At 52.6% G+C, this 21,101-nt stretch carries 21 protein-coding genes and 1 riboswitch; of the genes, 17 read left to right on the top strand and 4 right to left on the bottom strand.

All coding sequences use genetic code 11. From position 1 onward, the window contains the following. Positions 1–480: 480 nt before the first annotated feature. The 5 genes from NSU14_RS20740 (at position 481) to pyk (ending at position 5,064) form a co-directional block, all read left to right on the top strand. Complete coding sequence (locus NSU14_RS20740; protein WP_039307658.1) at positions 481–981, top strand: phosphatidylglycerophosphatase A family protein; 501 nt, start codon at positions 481–483, stop codon at positions 979–981. Between the two features lie 148 nt (positions 982–1,129). Further along, positions 1,130–1,318, top strand: a complete 189-nt coding sequence (locus NSU14_RS20735; protein WP_036700684.1) for a hypothetical protein — start codon at positions 1,130–1,132, stop codon at positions 1,316–1,318. 84 nt (positions 1,319–1,402) lie between these two features. Then, a complete protein-coding gene (accD, locus tag NSU14_RS20730; RefSeq protein ID WP_039307665.1) occupies positions 1,403–2,296 on the top strand; it encodes an acetyl-CoA carboxylase, carboxyltransferase subunit beta in 894 nt (297 codons plus the stop codon). A 1-nt stretch (position 2,297) separates the two neighbouring features. After that, positions 2,298–3,299 (top strand): acetyl-CoA carboxylase carboxyltransferase subunit alpha, encoded by a 1,002-nt coding sequence (locus NSU14_RS20725; protein WP_340947187.1) that lies wholly within the window; start codon positions 2,298–2,300, stop codon positions 3,297–3,299. Positions 3,300–3,639: 340 nt separating this feature from the next. Next, the gene (gene pyk / locus NSU14_RS20720) at positions 3,640–5,064 is read left to right on the top strand and encodes a pyruvate kinase (RefSeq protein WP_039307670.1); all 1,425 of its coding nucleotides are present in this window, start codon (positions 3,640–3,642) and stop codon (positions 5,062–5,064) included. A 168-nt stretch (positions 5,065–5,232) separates the two neighbouring features. Here the strand turns inward: pyk and NSU14_RS20715 are convergent, their stop codons facing one another. Beyond that, positions 5,233–5,976: a G1 family glutamic endopeptidase gene (locus NSU14_RS20715; protein ID WP_052421761.1), complete on the bottom strand. Its 744-nt coding sequence runs from the start codon at positions 5,974–5,976 to the stop codon at positions 5,233–5,235. Between the two features lie 102 nt (positions 5,977–6,078). On the opposite strand from NSU14_RS20715, the gene NSU14_RS20710 reads away from it, so the two are divergent. Genes NSU14_RS20710 through NSU14_RS20700 form a run of 3 tightly spaced genes read left to right on the top strand, consistent with a single transcriptional unit; the run spans position 6,079 to position 8,238 of the window. Next, positions 6,079–7,260 (top strand): MFS transporter, encoded by a 1,182-nt coding sequence (locus tag NSU14_RS20710; RefSeq protein ID WP_042135415.1) that lies wholly within the window; start codon positions 6,079–6,081, stop codon positions 7,258–7,260. Positions 7,261–7,294: 34 nt separating this feature from the next. Beyond that, entirely contained in the window at positions 7,295–7,843 is a 549-nt protein-coding gene (locus NSU14_RS20705; RefSeq protein ID WP_042135417.1) for an acyl-CoA thioesterase, read from the top strand. Continuing rightward, entirely contained in the window at positions 7,840–8,238 is a 399-nt protein-coding gene (locus tag NSU14_RS20700) for an FxsA family protein (RefSeq protein WP_036695825.1), read from the top strand. Before NSU14_RS20705 ends, NSU14_RS20700 begins: the two co-directional genes overlap by 4 nt. Before the next feature lie 504 nt (positions 8,239–8,742). Here the strand turns inward: NSU14_RS20700 and ytvI are convergent. Continuing rightward, a complete protein-coding gene (gene ytvI, locus NSU14_RS20695) occupies positions 8,743–9,858 on the bottom strand; it encodes a sporulation integral membrane protein YtvI (RefSeq protein WP_039307681.1) in 1,116 nt (371 codons plus the stop codon). A 389-nt stretch (positions 9,859–10,247) separates the two neighbouring features. Between ytvI and NSU14_RS20690 the strand changes: the two genes are divergently transcribed. The 4 genes from NSU14_RS20690 (at position 10,248) to NSU14_RS20675 (ending at position 14,399) form a co-directional block, all read left to right on the top strand. Next, complete coding sequence (locus NSU14_RS20690) at positions 10,248–11,360, top strand: citrate/2-methylcitrate synthase (RefSeq protein ID WP_042135423.1); 1,113 nt, start codon at positions 10,248–10,250, stop codon at positions 11,358–11,360. A gap of 115 nt (positions 11,361–11,475) precedes the next feature. Then, positions 11,476–12,771, top strand: a complete 1,296-nt coding sequence (icd, locus tag NSU14_RS20685) for an NADP-dependent isocitrate dehydrogenase (protein WP_340947182.1) — start codon at positions 11,476–11,478, stop codon at positions 12,769–12,771. Positions 12,772–12,936: 165 nt separating this feature from the next. Beyond that, on the top strand, positions 12,937–13,878 hold the full coding sequence (mdh, locus tag NSU14_RS20680) for a malate dehydrogenase (RefSeq protein WP_340947180.1): 942 nt from the start codon (positions 12,937–12,939) through the stop codon (positions 13,876–13,878). A gap of 95 nt (positions 13,879–13,973) precedes the next feature. Continuing rightward, positions 13,974–14,399, top strand: a complete 426-nt coding sequence (locus NSU14_RS20675) for a hypothetical protein (protein WP_076242749.1) — start codon at positions 13,974–13,976, stop codon at positions 14,397–14,399. Between the two features lie 561 nt (positions 14,400–14,960). On the opposite strand, the gene NSU14_RS20670 is transcribed toward NSU14_RS20675, so the two are convergent. Then, positions 14,961–16,088 (bottom strand): amidohydrolase family protein, encoded by a 1,128-nt coding sequence (locus NSU14_RS20670; protein ID WP_340947177.1) that lies wholly within the window; start codon positions 16,086–16,088, stop codon positions 14,961–14,963. A gap of 132 nt (positions 16,089–16,220) precedes the next feature. Beyond that, entirely contained in the window at positions 16,221–16,649 is a 429-nt protein-coding gene (locus NSU14_RS20665; protein ID WP_042135429.1) for an NUDIX hydrolase, read from the bottom strand. Positions 16,650–16,857: 208 nt separating this feature from the next. Between NSU14_RS20665 and NSU14_RS20660 the strand changes: the two genes are divergently transcribed. The 5 genes from NSU14_RS20660 to thiH all read left to right on the top strand — a co-directional run bounded on the left by NSU14_RS20660 (position 16,858) and on the right by thiH (position 21,014). Further along, positions 16,858–17,730 (top strand): SDR family oxidoreductase, encoded by an 873-nt coding sequence (locus NSU14_RS20660; RefSeq protein WP_039307699.1) that lies wholly within the window; start codon positions 16,858–16,860, stop codon positions 17,728–17,730. Between the two features lie 194 nt (positions 17,731–17,924). Beyond that, positions 17,925–18,027: riboswitch (TPP riboswitch) on the top strand. Between the two features lie 74 nt (positions 18,028–18,101). Then, positions 18,102–18,791: a thiamine phosphate synthase gene (locus NSU14_RS20655; protein WP_340947175.1), complete on the top strand. Its 690-nt coding sequence runs from the start codon at positions 18,102–18,104 to the stop codon at positions 18,789–18,791. Between the two features lie 6 nt (positions 18,792–18,797). Beyond that, positions 18,798–19,001: a sulfur carrier protein ThiS gene (gene thiS / locus NSU14_RS20650; RefSeq protein WP_340947174.1), complete on the top strand. Its 204-nt coding sequence runs from the start codon at positions 18,798–18,800 to the stop codon at positions 18,999–19,001. Positions 19,002–19,096: 95 nt separating this feature from the next. Beyond that, entirely contained in the window at positions 19,097–19,861 is a 765-nt protein-coding gene (locus NSU14_RS20645; RefSeq protein WP_340948972.1) for a thiazole synthase, read from the top strand. A gap of 31 nt (positions 19,862–19,892) precedes the next feature. After that, positions 19,893–21,014 (top strand): 2-iminoacetate synthase ThiH, encoded by a 1,122-nt coding sequence (gene thiH / locus NSU14_RS20640; protein WP_340947171.1) that lies wholly within the window; start codon positions 19,893–19,895, stop codon positions 21,012–21,014. Positions 21,015–21,101: the final 87 nt, after the last annotated feature.

Below are 21,101 nucleotides of genomic sequence, written 5' to 3'. Positions count from 1 at the left end.
AGGTATCCGCTTCAAAGGTATGTGATTCAACCCAATAATTAACGGATCAATCGCCGTGGGGTTAGCGGATTACGTTCATTGCTTACACTAGATTCGCTGCCGGCAGTATAGAGACTTCCAGGTAAGCACTGCAGACAAGAATGTTGTACGTTTTGCAGCTTTGATTCATAATTAGCCGGGTGTACGGGAGAATTGTTGTATCAAATACAGGAATTCTCCCGCTAAGCCGCCTGGACAAGAGGAGTTGCTGCCTTTTGTACAACAATTTTGGATTTTCATTCATTAAATGAGGAAAATGTTGCACGTTGTGCAGGATTCTGCAAAGTATTCCGGTCTCTGCCGCAAAAAGCGGATGAACCGGGAAATTCCCATACAGCTTAAACATATTTTCTTATATTTAAAATAAGCACATTTCCGCCCTTTTCCGCATACATTAGGGAACCACAGGGCATTGTCCCGTGCGGAAAGGGGAATCACATCATGTCCTATCAATTGGCAGCAGACCTGCTGGAGCGCCGGGGAGTTTCGCTTGATTCTATCGCTGAGATCGTATATATTCTGCAATCGGCCTATTATCCCGATTTGACTGAGGAAGAGTGCCTCGTAAGCGTCAAGGCGGTGCTGGGCAAAAGAGAAGTACAGTACACGCTGATGACAGGTGTCGCGCTGGATGAGCTGGCGGAGAAGAAGCTGCTGCCGCAGCCGCTTCAGGCAGTGCTGGAGGCGGATGAATCGCTCTACGGGGCGGACGAGACTCTGGCGCTAGGCATCACGGGTGTATACGGGATGATCGGGCTGACAGGTTTCGGTTATCTGGACAAAATAAAGCTTGGAATTATCGGCAAATTGAATGATGATAAGGGTAGCATTCATGTATTTCTTGATGATCTGGTAGCCGGGATTGCAGCTGCGGCATCGGCCAGAATTGCCCACCGCCACGAAGGGGCGAAGGTCTATTCTCCTGCCTCCGGAGAGGCATAATTGCAGCTCTTGCATTTGTTGGAAGCGGCCTCCCGGTCCAGCAGCCATCCTGCCGAGCCTGTTGCGGGAAAAAAGAAAACTGTGTTATCATGATTCCATTATATACAGGATACGGCTGGGATTTGAGATTAGGGAGGCCTTGCAGGGCATGTGGACGGTAATCTATATAGCGCCGACCGCCAAAGTGGCGGAGATGATTCAGAGGAAGCTTACGGAAGAAGGATTTCTGATAAAATGCCGTCCGATTAATATGTCCAAGCAGCAGTTTGAGATTCTGGTTCCTTCAGGAGAGCTTGAAGAAGTGCAGGAGGTCCTGAATCTGATTCTGCATCCTTGAGAATTACAACTTAGAGATACATGAGCGGTCATGACAGCGGCAAGCTGCTATCTACGCAAATAAACGGCTGAAGAGGTGCGACCCTTGTTCAAAGATTTATTTCAGAAAAAACGGAAGTACGCGATCATTCCTTCAGAGCGTCTGGAGCGAAGCGGCGGACCGGCGGAAGGCGAGCGCCCCAAACGTGAGATTCCAGAAGGACTTATGAACAAATGCAACAAATGCGGAACGATCCAGTACAGCAAGGAACTGGAGAAGAATTTGAAAATATGCCCATCCTGCGGCTATCATATGCGCCTGAACGCTTCGGAACGGATTGCGATGACGCTGGACCCTGAAGGGTTCATTGAGTTTGACAGCGAAATGGCGTCCGTTGATCCGCTGCAGTTCCCCGGCTATGCCTCTAAGCTGGAACAACAGCAGTCCAAAACTGGACAGGTTGAAGCTGTAATCACCGGCCAGGGCACTATTGGCGGCCATCCGGTGATTGTAGCGGTGATGAACTTTGAGTTCTTCTCCGGGAGCATGGGGTCCGTAGTCGGCGAGAAGATTACCAGAGCGGTTGAAGAAGCAACAGAGCGGAGACTTCCGATGCTGATCTTCTCCACCTCGGGCGGAGCGAGAATGCAGGAGAGCATACTCAGTCTCATGCAGATGGCGAAGACAAGTAGCGCACTGGCCCGGTTCAGCGAAGCCGGAGGCCTGTATATTTCCGTAATTACTGATCCCACAACAGGCGGGGTGTCGGCGAGTTTCGCCAGCCTGGGTGATATTATTATTGCCGAGCCCGGTGCGGTATTCGGTTTTGCCGGACGGATTGTGATTGAACAGACGATCCGCCAGAAGCTGCCGGAAGATTTCCAGACAGCAGAATTCAATTTGCAGCACGGCCAGCTGGATATGGTTGTGCACCGCAAGGAAATGCGCTCCACGTTAACCAAGCTGCTGGAGCTGCATGATGTGAAAGGGGGATTTTAGGTTGGCAGGAGAGTTGCCTTTTGAAATGCCTCTGGTAGAAATGCGCAAGAAAATTGCTGAACTGAAGCAGTTTGGCGAAGAGAAGGGTATTGATTTCAAAGATGAGGTAGCCCGTCTTGAGGAGCGTTACCACATCCTTGAGAATGAAGTATATTCGGATATCTCCCCGGCCCAGAAGATGCATCTGGCCCGGCATCACGGCCGTCCGACCTCACTGGATCTGATCGGACTTATCTTCACCGATTTCATGGAGCTGCATGGCGACCGCCTGTATGGTGATGATCTTGCCGTAGTTGGCGGGATCGCCAAGCTGAACGGCCGTCCGGTCACCGTAATCGGACAGCAGCGCGGTAAGGATACGAAGGAGAATATTCTGCGTTTCTTCGGCAGCGCGCATCCGGAAGGCTTCCGCAAGTCATTGCGTCTGATGAAGCAGGCAGAGAAATTCGGCCGTCCGATTATCACCATTGTCGATACCAAAGGGGCTTATCCCGGCAATACGGCAGAGGAACGCGGACAGTCCGAAGCGATCGCCCGGAATTTATACGAGATGTCTCAGCTGGCCGTACCGGTCATCTGCATCGTTATCGGCGAAGGCGGCAGCGGCGGTGCCTTGGCTTTGGCCGTAGGCAACCGGGTCCTGATGCTGGAGCATGCCATCTATTCGGCGATCTCCCCCAACGGGGCGGCGTCCATTCTGTGGAAGGATGCAACCAAAGCGGAGCAGGCAGCTGAAGCGATGAAGATTACGGCGTCTGACCTGCTGGAGATGGAAGTGATCGAGGAGATCATTCCTGAACCCAAAGGCGGGGCACACCGTGACTACGAGGCAACGGCAGCGGCAATCAAGGATGCGGTATGGCGACATTTGCAGGAATTATCCGTGATGGATTCGGCAGAACTTAAGGAAGACCGTTACCTTAAATTCCGCAAAATCGGCGAGTTCTCGGAGTCCCTCCAGGAACAGGATGCGCCTGAGGAGGAAGTGCAGATTATAGAGTAATCTACACTTATCATTTGCACTTTCTGACATATTCCAGTGTATTCCTGTCCGTAAGCCGGTCGGAATACTTTAACCATTTATTCCCACTCCAATCATCCTGCAGACTTTGCGGGGTGATTTTTATTTTGACGGCATTCTTATAAAATTCGACTTTAATTTACAGCAAAAACAGGCACTAACATTGATTTTGTCTTCAACTTGCAGTAATATTCATAAGGGCGCAATAAAAGGTACATGTGACTACATGTGATAAAGTTCCTATACAGAGAGCAAGCCTTATAGTAGATTTTGTAGTTGGAAAAAGTGAGACAGAGAGAACGAAAAAACGGAGGAAAACCTAATGCGGAAAAGTAAAATTGTATGTACGATCGGACCTGCAAGTGAATCGTTGGAGAATATCAAAAAATTGATTTTGGCTGGTATGAATGTGGCCCGTCTGAACTTCTCCCACGGCGATTTTGAAGAGCACGGTGCCCGGATCAACACGATCCGTCAAGCTTCCAAAGAACTTGGCAAGACTGTTGCCATTCTGCTCGACACCAAAGGACCTGAGATTCGTACTGGTAAGCTGGAAGTAGAACCGATTGAACTGGTTCAGGACGAATACCTGACATTGACTACGGAAGAAATCCTGGGCGACCAGAACCGTATCTCCATCACGTATAACAACCTTCCTAACGATGTTCAAGTTGGATCGACTATCCTGATCGACGACGGCCTTATCGGTCTTACTGTTGTCGACATTCAAGGCACCGAAATCAAGACCCGTATTGTTAACGGCGGTACAATCAAGAGCAAGAAGGGCGTTAACGTACCAGGAGTATCCATCTCCCTGCCGGGTATTACGGAAAAAGACACCAATGATATCGTTTTTGGGATCGGACAGGACATCGATTTTATCGCCGCTTCCTTCGTTCGCAAAGCCAGCGACGTTCAGGAAATCCGTGCATTGCTTGAGAAGCACGACGCTTCCCACATCCAAATCATCTCCAAAATCGAGAACCAAGAAGGTGTCGATAACCTTGATGAAATTTTGGCAGCTTCCGACGGCCTTATGGTTGCCCGCGGCGACCTTGGCGTAGAAATTCCTGCTGAAGATGTGCCTCTGGCTCAGAAGCTGATGATTCAGAAATGTAACATCGCCGGCAAACCGGTAATCACAGCTACCCAAATGCTGGATTCCATGCAGCGCAACCCGCGTCCTACCCGCGCTGAAGCGAGTGACGTAGCGAACGCTATCTTCGACGGAACAGATGCAATCATGCTGTCCGGTGAAACTGCTGCCGGGAAATATCCGGTAGAATCCGTACTCACAATGTCCCGCATTGCTGAGAAGGCGGAATCTGCCCTGAACCACCGTGAAATCTTCATGAAGCAGCAAATTGCTCAAGAAACTACGGTAACTGAAGCGATCAGCCAATCTGTAGCGATTTCCGCTCTGGATCTGAACGCTAAAGCTATCATTTCTTCGACTGTAACTGGCCACACTGCACGCGTGGTTTCCAAATACCGTCCTAAATCACAAATCATTGCTGTAACTACCCAGGAAAGAACTATGCGTCAGCTGGCGCTGGTTTGGGGCGTAACTCCAGTATTCGGCAAAGAAGCTACTTCGACTGACGAATTGCTGGAAACTGCACTTCAAGGCGGTAAAGCTTCCGGTCTGGTAAAAGCCGGAGATCTTGTAGTCATTACTGCAGGTATCCCGCTGGGCCGTTCCGGTTCCACTAACCTGGTGAAGGTAGACACGATTCCAGCCGACTAGGAACTGGAATAGGTTCTGCAGCATTAACAGAATACACCTATTAGAGCAGTGGCGTTCTTAGCCGCTGCTCTTTTTATTGTGCAGGAAGGCACAGCCGTTTCCGCTTGCGGGTTGATATAAACGGTGCAAATGTATATATTGAATTGAGAGTTTTGAGAAACCGGGCAATCAGGTTCTTGTAAATATAGGGTTTCTGGAGTACACAGCAGGATGGCTTTTGCGGTAGATCCGCCGGACCGAGAAGGAATCGCCGCGGGGACCCGGCAGAGTCGGCACGGCCAGCAGCGTTTTATTCTGGACCATAATGCCGCCGTCTTGAGCCTTGAGCTTGGGACTGCATCCGTTAACCCGGCAGCAGGTGAATCTTACCAGTGATACCTTGGACAACGGTGCGATATTCTGTCCCACCTGGGGAGCTTCCATGATCCATTCGGCAGAGGTTTGCGGCCCCTGATAGCGCTGGACAGTACGGAAAACCCAGTTTTTGCTGAGATTGCGCAGAGTGATACACCATTTACCCGGACTGAGCTTGACGATGGAAGCACGCATATGGTCTCCGGGAGATACAGGCAAGGGGATAACGGTCTCGGCAGCGGGCAGAATTTCCCACCAGGCATAGTACCGGACGGTTCCGTTTACCGATTCATGGCCGGTTCCGGTCTGAATCAGGCTGCTGTTCCGGAAGCCGTCGATGCCGATCCAGGCCGAAGAATACGTGGCTTTGACCGTAGGTTTTACATAAGGGACAATCCAGTCGGCCGATATCCGCCGGTAAGTGCCTTTTTTGCCCGAGATGGCATAACCGCTCCAGTTGCTGGATGTCCAGCCGAAGCCTGAGCTGACGGCTCTGCCTGTGTTGAGTTTATCTTTCAGACAGGGTTTGCTGCTTAGCAATCTATTGACTTGGCCCACTTGTCCACCGCCTCATAATATGTTCTGCTCTATTTAATGCAGTAAGAGGCTCTTAAGGTTGGGTATTCTGTTAAAAAGGAAGAGAGAGGACTTATAACTCCAATGGAAAAAATATCGAAGCTGCGCGGGTTTTATCTGTTTCTGGGACTCGCCGGGGGCTCCTTCGGCTCTTATTTGTCACTGCTGCTCAAATCGAACGGACTTAACGTCAGCCAGATCGGCATGCTGATGGCTACGGGCACACTGATCGCGATCTGTGTGCAGCCCCTATGGGGAGTGATCTCTGATAGATATAACCAGGCGCGGCTGGTGCTTCTTCTGAGTGTGGCGGTTCCGGCGCTGCTTGCGGTGCTGTACCGGTCGGAGTATTTCATTGTGCTGATGCTGGTGTACACGGTATCCACGATCTTCTCCTCCACACAGGCTCCTATTGCCGACTCTTACGCCATAGCAGCGGCGAACAGAGCCGGATCGACTTACGGCAGCATCCGGATGATGATGAGCATAGGAGCCGCTGTAGGAGCCATAGCCGGGGGGCAATATGTATCTAAATTCTCGGTATCCACGATCTGGCTGCCGTTTCTGCTGCTGAATGCCGTTGCAGTGGCCATTGCCTTCACCCTGCCGAAACAGGCGGAAGAGAATCACATGATGAGCCAGTCCTTCTCCCAGGGCGTCAAAAAGCTGCTCGGCAACCGTATATTCCTGGCCTTTCTCGGGGGAAGCTTCCTGGTGAACCAGACGATGACGGCGTTCGGTACTTATTTCGTCCTAGCCTTCCAGTCGGTCGGCGGCTCGACCAGCTATGCGGGGATCGCCCTGTTTCTGGCGTCGATCACTAACGTACCATCCATGTTCTTCGCCTCTAAGGTTATCCGCAGGCTGGGCATGGAGCGGACGCTGCTGCTGGGTGCGCTGATCTATGTGCTGCGCTGGGGGATTCAGGTGGCCTTCCCGTATCCATCGGTCATGATTGGGGTACAGGTGCTGCACGGCCTATCCTTCGGCTTCTTTTATATTGCTGCAGTTGAATATGTATCGAAGATTACCTCTGCGGAGATGCAGGCGACGGGACAAAGCGTATTTAACATCGTATTCTCCGGCTTTGCCGGTATTCTGGGCAATCTGCTGAACGGAATGCTGCTGAATCAGGGCGGGGTCGGCCTTATGAATCTGTCCTGTATGCTGAGTGCGGCGGCCGGCGCGGCTCTGCTGTTCTATGTCGCCCGGAGCTCACGCAGCAAGCTGCCGCTGAAGGCCTCTTCCGGCGGAGTCAGCGCTTAGCTGCCCGCCTGCCATTACAGAAAGGAGCATGAATATGAATTCACATAAACCGGGGTGGTCCAGCCGCTGGCATGAAACTTCATTTCGTGTGCGTTATCAGGAAACCGATCAGATGGGTGTGGTCTATCATGCCAATTATTTGACCTGGTTTGAAAGCGGGCGTACGGAGATGTTCCGCGGACTGGGCTTTGCCTACCGCACACTTGAGAGCCTGGGGCTGTTATTGCCTGTGACCTCTGCAGATTTGCAATTTAAAAGCCCGGCGCGATATGATGATCTTATTGCCGTGTATGCACGGTTAACAACCTTCTCGGCGCTAAGGGTTGTCTATGAATATGAAATCCGCCGTGTGGCGGAAGAGCACGGGGAAGGCGGAGCGTCCGGAGCCTCCGGACGCTCCGGGACCCGTAAGGCGCATCCGGCGGACAGTGAACCTCTTCCCGGCGAACTGCTGGTCAGCGGCACGACGAGCCATGTCTGGCTGAACAAGGAATGGAAGCCTGTGCGTATCGACAGGGCGCAGCCTGAGCTGTTCCGCGCTATCACTACGGCGCTTAAGGAAGAAGAAGGAGGAGCAGTATGATCAGGAACAAATGGCTGTGGGCTGCATTATTTGCCGTCCCGGCCGTGGAATTATTCGGTTTCATCTATGTCTCAAGTTTTCTTGGAGCGCCCAAGACCCTGCTGATCATGCTGGCCACTTCGGTCATCGGTCTGCTCATGATGCGGTTTGAAGGCAAAAAAGTGCTGCAGGACAGCAGAACACATATGCAGGAAGGACGGGTGCCCGGACGGACCATGCTGGACGGCTTATGTATCTTTTTTGGTGGTCTGCTGCTGATTCTGCCGGGCTTCGTCACGGATCTGATCGGCTTTACACTGGTATTTCCGCTGACCCGGCCGCTATACCGGGTTTTTCTGCTGAAATGGATCGAGAAGAAGATGAAAAACGGCACCTTCACCTTCTACCGCAGGTAGAGGCGGGGGCGCCGCAAGGACAATGAGGTTTGGAAAAGCGTTCGGCTGCTGGACAATGCGGCTGAGCGCTTTTCTACTTGCAGCCGAACCGGATGTAGCGCAATGTTGAAGATTATGCAGGAGTATGCGGTGGGAAATGCGATGAACAAGGACCGGGCCCGATGTATGCGAAAAACCGAATACAATGTGCGGCTGACAGCGCAAACGGACCTAATGTATGTGGAAAACCGAATACAATGTGCGGCGAATAGAGTAAATGGGCCCGATGTATGCGAAAAACCGAATACAATGTGCGGCGGATAGCGCAAATGGGCCCAATGTATGCGAAAAACCGAATACAATGTGCGGCGGATAGAGTAAATGGGCCCGATGTATGCGAAAAACCGAATACAATGTGCGGCCGATAGCGCAAACGGCTCGGTGTAGGGGGACGGAGGTTCAGACCGTGACCGGCTATTTGCTCTACTGGCATTTAAGGAGCTTGTGAGGTATTGGCGTATAAAGCTAATGCAGCCGGCCGCTGAGGATGTAGCTGCGCAGTGCGCGGAACACGCCTGCGCGGCCGAACGCGTCCAGTATGACGAGCAGCACCGGGCCGAGGATCAGGCCGAGCATGCCGAACAGCTGAAGTCCGGCGAACATGCCGATCAGCATGGCGAGCGGGTCCAGCCCGATGCTGCTGGCCAGCACCTTCGGCTCAAGGACCTGCCGGGTGATCAGAATGATGCCATACAGCACCAGAAGGCCGACCGCCAGAGCCAGGTTCCCGGTCATGTAGGAATACAGCGCCCAGGGGAGGATCACGATGCCAACCCCGAGATAAGGCACCAGATCGACGATGCCGATGGTCAGGCCAATGGCGAAGGCAGAGTCTACGCCCAGCAGCAGCAGGCCGATGATTACGATCACTGCAGTTACGGAGATCAGCACGAGCTGGGCACGGAGGTAGCCGAACAGCGCCTTGCGCAGGTCCTTCCAGATCTCCGAGACCGGCCGCAGCAGCGGAGCGGGGAGGAGTGAGAGCAGCTTGGCGTTATGCCGTTCCCAGCCGGTGCTGAGGAAGAAGGCGGCCAGTACGATTACGATCAGAATCGTGCCGAGGCTCGGCAGCGAGGAGATCAGCCCCAGAATCATGTTGAAGAATCCGGTGATCAGCTGTGTCATGGCGTGGCCTACAGTTTCCGTAGTTCTGCTGATATTACTGTCAATCGTGGCATGGTAACCCGGATTGTCGTGGTAAAACTGGTTGATCTGGTTAATAATATTCTGAATGCTGGCGTTGCGGCTAACCTTCAGCAGCAGCTCGCGCCATTGGTCTGTATGGAGGTCGAAGGTCTGGAGCAGCACAATGAGCTCCTTCACCAGCCGGGTAATCAGCGCGGTCAGTACGAGGCCCGTACCTCCAATATAAAAAAGCAGTGAGAGGGCCACCGCCAGCCAGCCCGGGAGCTTCAGCCCCCGCAGGATCAGCACCAGCGGATGTATAAGGTAAGCCAGCAGCCAGGCCAGCAGCAGGGGATAGAGGAGCGGCAGCAGTACATAAACAGCCAGCAGGATCACGGCGGCGGCAAGCACGACCCACAGGCCGCGCAGCACTCTTTTGAGTACAAGTGTATCGATATCCGGTCCCTCCTACTCTAACGGGTGTACAAGGAATAACTGCTCGTCTTATGTATATTCATAGAGCATGCGAAAAGACTAGCAGGGACGGAAAAGGGCAGAATGGAGAAGCTTACTAACCTGAAAGCGTAATCATGAAACAGGTTTTTCGTTAGTTTTTTTCTATCTCTCCGATAAAATCATTTGATCCGCTGCAAAGCTCCCACGTTGTTCACATAACCGTCAAAATCCGGTATGATTATTACAGGTTAAACAGCAGAAATATAGTTGCAATCTTCAGCCCCTGTCCTAACGCCTTTTGCGGAGAATTGAAATACTTAAAAATGTAAATGTTTTCATGAGGTTAGAACCAGCATTATATACCCTTGTTGGCAAAGGAGAGAGATACTATGACAGCTACTAAAGGACTTGAAGGCATCGTTGCAACGACCTCATCGATCAGCTCCATTGTGGATGGAGTGCTCACTTACCGCGGTTATGATATTGATGATCTGGCGGATAATGCCACCTTTGAGGAGACCGCTTATTTGCTGTGGTTCGGCAATCTGCCGACGGTACCGGAGCTTGAAACGCTGCGCCGCGACCTGAGCGCTTCAGCCCAGATCCCGGATCAGGTGCTTGCCCAGATGAAGCTGTATCCGAAGGAAGCCAACACGATGGCGGCCCTGCGCTCCGCCGTATCCGCCCTGGCACTGTACGACGAGGCTGCGGATGATATGAGCCGTGAAGCGAATCAGATCAAAGCTGTGAAGCTTCAGGCACAGATTCCGACTGTGGTTGCCGCATTGGCACGCATCCGTAAGGGACTTGAGCCGGTAGCACCGAAGGAAGGCCTGACCATCGCCGAGAACTTCCTCTACATGCTGTGGGGAGAGCAGCCGGATATCGTATCCGTCAAGGCGCTGGATACAGCCCTCGTGCTGCATGCAGACCATGAGCTGAATGCTTCCACTTTTGCCGGACGGGTAACTGTGGCTACACTGTCTGACATCTATTCCGGAGTTACTTCGGCTATTGGCGCGCTTAAGGGGCCGCTGCATGGCGGTGCGAATGAAGCCGTGATGAAGATGCTGGAGGAAATCGGCACGCTCGATGCCGTTGAGCCGTATGTCCAAGGCAAGCTGGAACGCCGTGAGAAGATCATGGGCTTCGGACACCGTGTATACAAGAACGGAGATCCGCGGGCCAAACATCTGATGAAGATGTCCTATGAGCTGGGCACGATGAAGAATGATACTACGCTCTATGACATGTCGGTCAAGGTTGAAGAGCTGATTACGGGGCAGAAAGGGCTCAAACCGAATGTCGACTTCTATTCGGCATCCGTCTATACACAGCTGGGTATTGAACGTGAGCTGTTCACTCCGATCTTCGCGATCAGCCGGACCTCGGGCTGGACTGCGCATATTCTGGAGCAGTATGAAGACAACCGGATTATCCGGCCGCGTGCGGAATATACCGGCATGTCCGACATGAAATACGTCCCTGTAGACGAACGATAACAAGGCGGCCCCTTGCGGGCCGCTCCACCCCTTTAGTACAATGAACTATAATATATGCAGCAACTGCTTATTGATTATTGCTTGTACATCATACTTTTAGGAGGAATTCCCACTAATGTTGAAACTGGAAAAGTACGATCTGCCCACAGAAGGCGAACAAATTACAATCGAAGACGGCAAGCTGCTGGTTCCGGATCAGCCGATCATCCCTTTTATCGAGGGTGACGGTACAGGCCGTGACATTTGGAAAGCCTCCAAGCGGGTGCTGGATGCGGCTGTAGAGAAAGCTTACGGCGGCACGAAGCAGATTGCCTGGTACGAAGTTTTTGCCGGCGAGAAAGCCTTCAATACATATGGTGAATGGCTGCCGAATGACACACTGGAAGCAATCCGCGAGTATATTGTAGCCATCAAAGGCCCGCTGACAACTCCGATCGGAGGCGGTATCCGCTCTCTGAATGTGGCGCTGCGCCAGGAGCTGGACCTGTATGTATGTCTGCGTCCGGTACGTTATTTCGATGGTGTTCCTTCACCAGTGAAGCATCCGGAGCTGGTGGATATGGTTATTTTCCGTGAGAATACTGAAGATATCTATGCCGGGATTGAATATCAGGAAGGTTCCGCTGAAGTGAAGAAGGTTATCGAGTTCCTGCAGAAGGAAATGGGCGTGAACAAGATCCGCTTCCCGGAAACTTCCGGTATCGGCATTAAGCCTGTATCCGAGGAAGGCTCGAAGCGCCTGATGCGTTCTGCGGTTGAGTATGCCATCAAGCACGGACGCAAGAGCGTAACGCTGGTACACAAAGGCAATATCATGAAATTCACCGAAGGTGCATTTAAGAACTGGGGCTACGAAGTGGCTGAACAGGAGTTCGGCGACAAGGTCTTCACCTGGAACCAATATGATGTCATCAAGGAACGTGATGGTGAAGCTGCAGCAAATGCTGCCCAGAAGGAAGCCGAAGCAGCCGGCAAAGTTATTGTCAAGGACGCTATCGCCGACATTGCTCTGCAGCAGGTATTGACCCGTCCGACCGATTTCGATGTCATCGCGACGCTGAACCTGAACGGGGATTACCTCTCCGACGCACTGGCTGCCCAGATCGGCGGCATCGGTATCGCTCCGGGAGCGAACATTAACTATATTACTGGACATGCTATTTTTGAAGCTACTCATGGTACAGCACCTAAATATGCGGATAAGGACGTTGTGAATCCGGGTTCGGTTATTCTCTCCGGCGTTATGCTGCTTGAGCATCTGGGCTGGCAGGAAGCGGCTGACCTGATCTATAAGGGAATGAGCACCGCGATTAACAATAAGACGGTTACTTATGACTTTGCCCGCCAGATGGAAGGCGCTACAGAGCTGAAATGCTCCGCCTTTGCTGACGAGATTATCAGCAATCTATAAGCAGGCTAACTGGTATATAACAAGTATAAGCTGCACATACGTGCAGCTTATACTTATGCTTGTGCATCTGCCAGCCCATTCAACATCATTGGTTCATGCTCCGGGGCAGTCTTGCGAAGTGAAATGAACGAAGTGTATGCTATCCAACCCTTAGGAGGTCTTCCCGTGGCCATCAAACGTTATAAAATCACTGTCGTAGGTGCCGGATTCACCGGTGCGACTACGGCGCTTATGCTTGCCCAGAAGGAGCTTGGCAATGTAGTGCTGCTCGATATTCCCCAACTGGAGAATCCGACCAAAGGTAAAGCGCTTGATATGCTGGAAGCCGGACCTGTGCAGAAATTCGATGCCCAGATCACCGGAACTTCAAGCTACGAAGATGCAGCCGATTCCGACATCGTCATTATTACGGCAGGGATTGCACGCAAGCCCGGCATGAGCCGTGATGATCTGGTCAATACCAATGCGGGCATCGTCAAGTCGGTCTGCGAGAACGTGAAACGGGTAGCCCCCGAATCTATCGTGATCATTCTGAGCAATCCGGTCGATGCCATGACTTATGTGGCTTACAATGCACTCGGCTTTCCGAAGAATCGCGTAATCGGACAATCCGGCGTACTCGATACAGCGCGTTACTGTACATTCATCGCCCAGGAGCTTAATGTTTCGGTTGAAGATGTACGCGGTTTCGTACTGGGCGGTCATGGGGATGATATGGTTCCGCTTGTGCGTTATTCCAGTGTTGGCGGTATTCCGATCGACACGCTCATCCCTGCGGAACGCATTGCTGAGATTGTGCAGCGTACCCGTGTCGGCGGCGGTGAAATCGTCAGCCTGCTGGGTAACGGCAGCGCTTATTATGCACCCGCCGCGTCACTGGTTCAGATGACGGAAGCAATCCTCAAGGACAAGAAACGGATTATTCCTGTAATTGCCCTGCTTGAAGGTGAATATGGTTACGATAATTTATTCATGGGTATTCCGGCGCTCCTCGGTGCGGATGGCATCGAGAAGATTTTCGAGCTGGAGCTTACGGCAGAAGAGAAGGCTGCTCTGGATAAATCAGCCGCTTCTGTCCGTGCAGTCACTTCAGCAGTAACTGTGTAAGTAACGTTAGCGGGCGGCTGCTGAAGCCCCTTTTTGCAGGCAGAGATTGGGCTTTGCTGCTATTTAATCCTACAATGTAATCGGAGGAGATTGATATGGACCGTATTTTCTTTTTCCTGCATATGATCGGCACGCTGGCGCTTGGCTTCTATCTGGTATTGCCGTTTATTCTGAGCGGGACGGCGAAGCTGTCCGCCCCGGCGAAGGAAGGTACCTTGAGCGCCATCGGCGGCTTCAACCGCTTTGCCCAGTATGGACTAGTTATCCAGCTGTTGACCGGAGGCTATATGATGACCAAGGGTGACTATTCTGTCGCCTGGATGATCGTTGTTGTTGTGCTGCTCCTGGCGATGTTTGCGCTTGGCGGCATAATGAGCGGACCCCTGCGCCTGGCTGCGGCCGGAATGCGGGAGAACCGTGATGTCTCTGCCGAAACCGCCAAGATCCGGACCATGAGCCTGCTGCTGATGGTCGTGCTGGTTATCATGATCTTTTTCATGGTGTACCGTCGCCTTATTTAAACCTGGCTCCTGATTTATAGGGAGGAACGCGAGTATCAAAGGCTCTGGCAGCTTAGGCTGCCAGGGCCTTTTGTTGTGTAAGACACTGAAGCAGATCCGTTTGAAGGACGATGTGTTCTTGTCCTCAGGAATCCCGCTGAATATCCCGGAAGCGGGAGCGGATGAGGGGCAATGTATGCGAAAAATCGAATACAATGTGCCTCCGAGAAGGTAACCGGGACGAATGTATGCGAAAAATCGAACACAAGGTGCCTCCGCGGAGGTAACCGTGCTGAATGTATGCGAAAAATCGAATACAATCAGCTTCCGGGGAGGTGATCAAGCCGAATGTATGCGAAAAATCGAACACAATGTGCCTCCATGGAGGTAACAGGGCCAAATGTAGTTGACGGATGCGCAGAAGGCGGTGCTGGAGGTAACAGCGGTGAACAAGATGATTGCATTGAAGGCAGCGGCGGATCAGCTATAGACAGGACTGCTGAGAACCATACGGGGATATTAAAATGAAAAAAAGGCCGTTTTCCTCGTGGGAAGCGGCCTTAAATCAAACAATATAATCCCCTATTTCGATACGACCCTGCCGTCCATCATCACAAATCTGACTTTCCGGAGATTGTCTATATCCGTAAGCGGGTTGCCCTCAATCACAAACAGATTCGCCTTCTTGCCCGGTTCAATCGTTCCAATCTCATGTGCCAGATTGCAGATCTTCGCACCGGTTGAAGTGGCGGCTGTGATAATCTGCATCGGGGTGAGACCCGCCTCGCCCAATAAACGAATTTCTTCCCACGGCATTCCCAGTCTATACCACGGGCTTATTTCTTCGATGAAATCATCCCCGAGGCCAATCTCTCCGCCTGCCTGGATGAATCTCCGGACATTATCCAGTCCTTGTTCTAACAGAGGGGCGCCGAATTTGTCCTGAAACATCTTCAATACAGTGAGTGTGGGGACGATCCGGATACTGGAGGCTGTCATTTGCCGGATCAGGTCATCGTCCAGCCGGTCGTAAATCATATGCGCAGCATCGTTAATCCCCGCATTCACCAGAATCTGAAGGTTGCGTGCACTGGTTACATGAGCTGACACATAAGCCCCCATCCTCCGGGCTTCCCTGCAGATGCTCTCCAGAAGCTCCTGATTCAGCTGTGGCAGTCCGATTGTACTGGGATCGTAACCGTCTTCAAGCGCTGTTTTGATACAATGTATCCCTTGTTCTAATACCTCGCGGACCTTCAATCTGGCTTCATCCGCACTTCCAACTCCGATAGGGGCCTGCCCGCCATACCCGCCGGGAGCCGTGAAGACTTTGCCGGTTGTGATTATTCGGGGAAAAGATCCGCGGTCCAGCGCTTGTGTGTGTGCCGTCACATCGTCAAGCGTTGCGGCTGTAGTCATCCCCTCGTCACGGATTGTGGTTATTCCTTCTGAGAGACAGGCGGCTAAATATTCCTTATGGTACCCGTGAAGAGGCTCGTTCTGTATGAATTTGAAGCTGGTGTGTGCATGGGTATGAATAAATCCCGGCAGGACCACAAGCCCCTCAAGATCTATCTCCGTTACTGAGTCATGCTCCAGCCCGCTGCTCCCTTGCCCGGCAATCATGCCGAACCGGCCATTAACAATTTCAATGCTTGCATTGTACAGCGGCTGGCGCCCCGTTCCGTCGATTAACGTCGCGTTAGTCAATCGTATAATCTCATTTTCATTTCCCATGGCAGATAGTGAACCCTCCAGTGAAGATGGTTGTCTTCCAAGAGAAAGTATAGGATATAAAAATGTCCGGATATATATAATATTCTTGTAGAAACCGTTCATTACTTACCGTAACAACCCTTCCAGCTCAAAAATGCCGTGCTCCTGAAAGTCAGCGATAATCTGCGGCGGCAGCAGGGCGTTCATTTCGCTCACGGTGCACCAGCGGTAATCGGTATGCTCTTCCGAGAGCTGGATTTCGCCACGGGCTGCGCGGCATAAATAGGTGATAATCACTACCTGTCTAGCAGGGTCAGTGAGCAGGGTCACCGCATAAAGGATACGTTCTGTCGTAACCGCCAGTCCGGTTTCCTCAAGAATTTCTCTTTCCAGTGCAGCCTCCAGGCTTTCACCGAATTCGATTTTGCCTCCGGCACATTCCCAGCTTCCGGCACCTGCAGAATCGGCGGCAGCCCGCTTGACGATGAGGATTCTGCCCTGATACAGGATGACACCTTTGACGGCAACGATGATGCTTTTTGATTTTTTGGACATGAGGATAACTCTCCTTCTGCAGGCTCTAAAATGGAGCGGGAACGCGTTGGACTCAAGATTTTCTGTTTGGCCGGCTTCCCTATGTGGTAAGTAAAATAACGTAAAGCGATTTTTGCTAGGCAAGTATGATGCATAAACACCAGACTTTTAGCCAACCTAACATGATTAGTAAAAACAGTATAACGGTACAGCGAAAGGAGAATGGATTATGCCAGACACCAGCAAACAACCCGTCAAAACCCTGCCTCCGCAGGTACAGGACCAGCAGCCCGGAATTGAAAGCGAGATGAACCCGCTTCCGGAGTTTGAAACCTCAGCTTACAAGGCAGCAGGCAAGCTGCTGGGCAAGGCCGCACTCATTACCGGAGGGGACAGTGGAATCGGTCGTGCGGTTGCCGTTCATTTTGCCAAAGAAGGCGCAGATGTAGTGATATCCTATCTGAATGAGCATGAAGATGCGGAAGAAACCAAGCGCCAGGTGGAGCAGGAGGGGCGGAAGTGTATTCTGATCTCCGGTGATATCGGGGTTGAGGCCTTCTGTCAGGATCTGATTAATAAAACCATTGAGGGACTCGGCAAGCTGGACATCCTGATTAACAATGCGGCAGAGCAGCATCCGCAGGAGACCATTGAGGACATTACCGCCGAGCAGCTGGAGCGGACGTTCCGGACGAATATATTCTCCATGTTCTATCTGACCAAGGCAGCGATGCCCCATCTCAAAAAAGGCTCCACGATCATCAACACTACGTCTATCACGGCGTACCGCGGCAGCCCGCAGCTGCTGGACTATTCGTCCACCAAAGGAGCAATTCTCAGCTTCACCCGCTCCCTGTCGATGAATCTCGCAGACAAAGGCATCCGCGTGAACGCGGTAGCACCGGGACCGATCTGGACGCCGCTGATTCCGTCTACGTTTGACGCGAAGAAGGTCAGTGAATTCGGCGGCACCCAGCCGATGAAGCGTCCGGGACAGCCTGAAGAGCTGGCACCGGCTTATGTATATCTGGCCTCCGACGATTCCTCTTATGTGAGCGGTCAGGTCATGCATGTTAACGGCGGCGAGATCGTTAACGGCTGACCATTGGCACTGCTTTGTAAGCCGGATAAGTTTATACTGGTTTAAAGAATCAAACGTTCAACAGATGAAAAGTCAGCCGGAAGGCTGGCTTTTTTGCCGCTTAAACCCGCTGGACTTAATAATTGAATCTATTAAAGAATAGCTCTTACAGGAATAATATGCTAATATACAAACTGCAAGAACAATAGAATATGAACGATCACTAGGGGTGCCGCAAGGCTGAGACGGACATATCTGTTCGGACCCTTTGAACCTGATCTGGTTTATACCAGCGTAGGGAAGTGGAGAATGAATAATGCAGCGGGGGTAACGGATTACCCGGTATTCCTGCTTATATTCCGGACTGCTTCCTGATACAGGGGGCGGTCTTTTTGTATTTTCCGGAATGCCGTATAGAAGGGAAGGTGAAGGTGCTGAAAGAAATCCATTTGATCTCGGACGGGAGGCTGAATCCGGAGCAGCTTGCCGGACTGGCTGCTGCTGTACATACCATGGTGGATTATATCCATCTCCGGGAAAAAGCCCTGTCCGCACTTGAGCTTCTGGCTGCCGCAGAGAGGTTGCTGCAAGCGGGGGTTCCGCCCTCAAAGCTGGTTATTAATGACCGGATTGATGTGGCTCTGGCAGCAGGGGCAGCCGGCGTCCAATTGGCCTGGCACAGCCTGCCGCCTGCCAAGGCGAGCGGTATTGCCCCGGGCCTGCGGCTGGGCAGGTCGGTGCATTCCCCGGAGGAAGCGGCACGCGCCGGACAGCAGGGAGCGGACTTTTGTCTGTATGGACATGTATTTCCCACGGCCTGCAAGCCCGGACAGCAGGAACGGGGCCTGGAGCAGCTGGAAGTGGCTGTCCGCTCCAGCAGTATACCGCTGATTGCTATCGGAGGCATCACACCGGGCAATACCGGAATCGTTCTGTCGAAGGGGGCTGCCGGAATAGCCGTAATGTCCGGGATATGCGGAGCGACGGATCCTGCTGGCGCCGCTGAGGCTTACAGATCATCCGTTCAGGCCGCAGCATATGCTGAAGTCCTGAATGACCCCCATACCGGGCAAAGGAGGTGAACTGGAATGAATTTGACCGTTAACGGACGCAGAGGATGGTATGAAGAGAGCTGCCGGACGCTGGCTGATCTTCTGGCCCGGCCTGAGTGGACCGGGAAGCTGGTTATTGTGGAGCTGAATGGTGAGCTTGCCGGCAGAGAGGTTTATGAAGTTACATTGCTGAATGAAGGTGACCGAGTTGAGCTGGTTCATTTTGTCGGCGGAGGCTAGGTAACTGGTAACTGTGCGTGCGGCAGATGCAAGAATGCCAATACGCCAATACGCAATTAAGATAAAGGCAACGACTTATCACAGGAGGCGATATGATGCAGGATCCTTTGATTATTGGAGGAGTTACTTTAACGAGCAGACTGTTCATCGGGACCGGAAAATACAGCCGCAACACTCTTATTCCCGAAGTGATCGCCCGCTCGGGTTCACAGGTCATTACGGTTGCCCTGCGCCGGGTAGATCCGGAGAGCAAGGACAATATTATCAGCCATATACCTTCCCACATGACCCTGCTGCCCAATACCTCCGGTGCGCGCACCGCAGAGGAAGCGGTACGCATTGCCCGGCTGGCAAGGTCAGCGGGGCTGGGAGACTGGGTAAAGATTGAGGTTATCAATGATCAGAAATATCTGCTGCCTGATAATACCGAGACGATCCGAGCCACGGAAATCCTAGCTGCGGAGGGTTTCGTAGTTCTGCCCTACATGAGTCCTGATCTGTCAGCCGCACTCCGGCTGAAGGCGGCCGGAGCTGCAGCCGTCATGCCGCTGGGAGCGCCAATCGGCTCTAACTGCGGGCTGCAGACCAAGGAGCTGATCCGGATTCTGATATCAGAAACGGGTCTGCCCATCATCGTGGATGCCGGTATTGGCAGACCCTCCGAGGCTGCTGAGGCGATGGAAATGGGCGCAGCCGCTGTGCTGCTGAATACGGCAATTGCCACCGCCCGGGACCCGCAGCTGATGGCGGAGGCATTCCGCGAAGCGGTGTCGGCGGGGCGGAAGGCCTATCTGGCCGGGCTGGGGCCGGTGGAAGAGACAGCCGCAGCTTCTTCGCCGCTGACCGGATTTCTGTCCTGACTAATGCTGTTTATGAAGAGGGAGGAAGGACATGAGCTTTTATGATAGGCTGACACGGCTGGACAAGCTTCCCTACGAGGGGGTATGGAAGCAGTATACTGCGCTTGATGTGAAGCGGGCGCTTCGTCTGGAGCGGCTGGACGAGGACGGGCTGATGGCTTTGCTGTCACCGGCAGCGGAGCCTTACCTCGAAGAGATGGCGCAGAAGGCGCATAGATTGACACGTACGCAATTCGGTCATGTGATGCAGCTGTTTACACCGATGTATCTGGCTGATTTCTGCGTCAACCATTGTACCTACTGCAGCTTTAGCTCAATCTATGATTTTCCGCGCAAAAAACTGACACTGGAGGAGGTCCGGCGGGAAGCGGAAACAATCGCAGCCACAGGGCTGCGCCACATTCTGATTCTGACCGGAGAATCCCGGAATGAAAGTCCGGTCAGTTATCTGAAAGACTGCGTGGAGGTGCTCCGCGGCTATTTCTCTTCAGTCAGCATTGAAGTGAATCCGCTCACTACCGAAGAATACGCTGACCTCAGACAGGCAGGAGTAGACGGTCTGACGCTGTATCAGGAGGTCTATCATCAGGAGACTTACCGCCAGCTGCATGTGAAGGGTCCCAAGCGGGTGTACCGCAACCGACTGGATGCGCCTGAGCGTGGCTGCCTGGCCGGATTCCGCTCGGTAAATATCGGAGCCCTGCTGGGAATGTACGAATGGCGTCAGGAGGCCCTCGCGACTGCACTGCACGCCAGGTACTTACAGGACAAGTATCCGGAGTGCGAAATCGGTTTGTCCATTCCCCGTTTTCGGCCGTACCTGGGGGAATTTAATCCTGCGAGTGATGTAACCGACCGTGCGCTGGTGCAGATTATCCTGGCCTACCGCCTGTTTCTGCCGCGTTCCGGTATTTCACTGTCCACGCGGGAGCCGGCAGCCCTGCGCGATCATCTGGTCCATCTCGGCATCACCAGGATGTCTGCAGGGGTATCCACTGAAGTAGGCGGACATTCTCTGGAAGGCGGCACCCCGCAGTTTGAAATCTCTGACAACCGCAGCGTGCAGGAAATTATGGAGATGCTCGAGGCAAAAGGGCTGCAGCCGGTGTTCAAGGACTGGGACAGCCTGGATGAGCCGTTAGCCATGCCTTAACTTGATACAAATACCCCGCCGTGAGGCGGGTTATTTGTATTGCAGGGCTAAACGGACGGTGCGATGCTGCATTCTTCAAGAGGCCGC

This window comes from Paenibacillus sp. FSL R10-2771 (genome assembly GCF_038000205.1).
GTDB lineage: Bacteria > Bacillota > Bacilli > Paenibacillales > Paenibacillaceae > Paenibacillus_AQ > Paenibacillus_AQ phytohabitans.
This window is presented reverse-complemented; position numbering and strand designations above follow the sequence as displayed.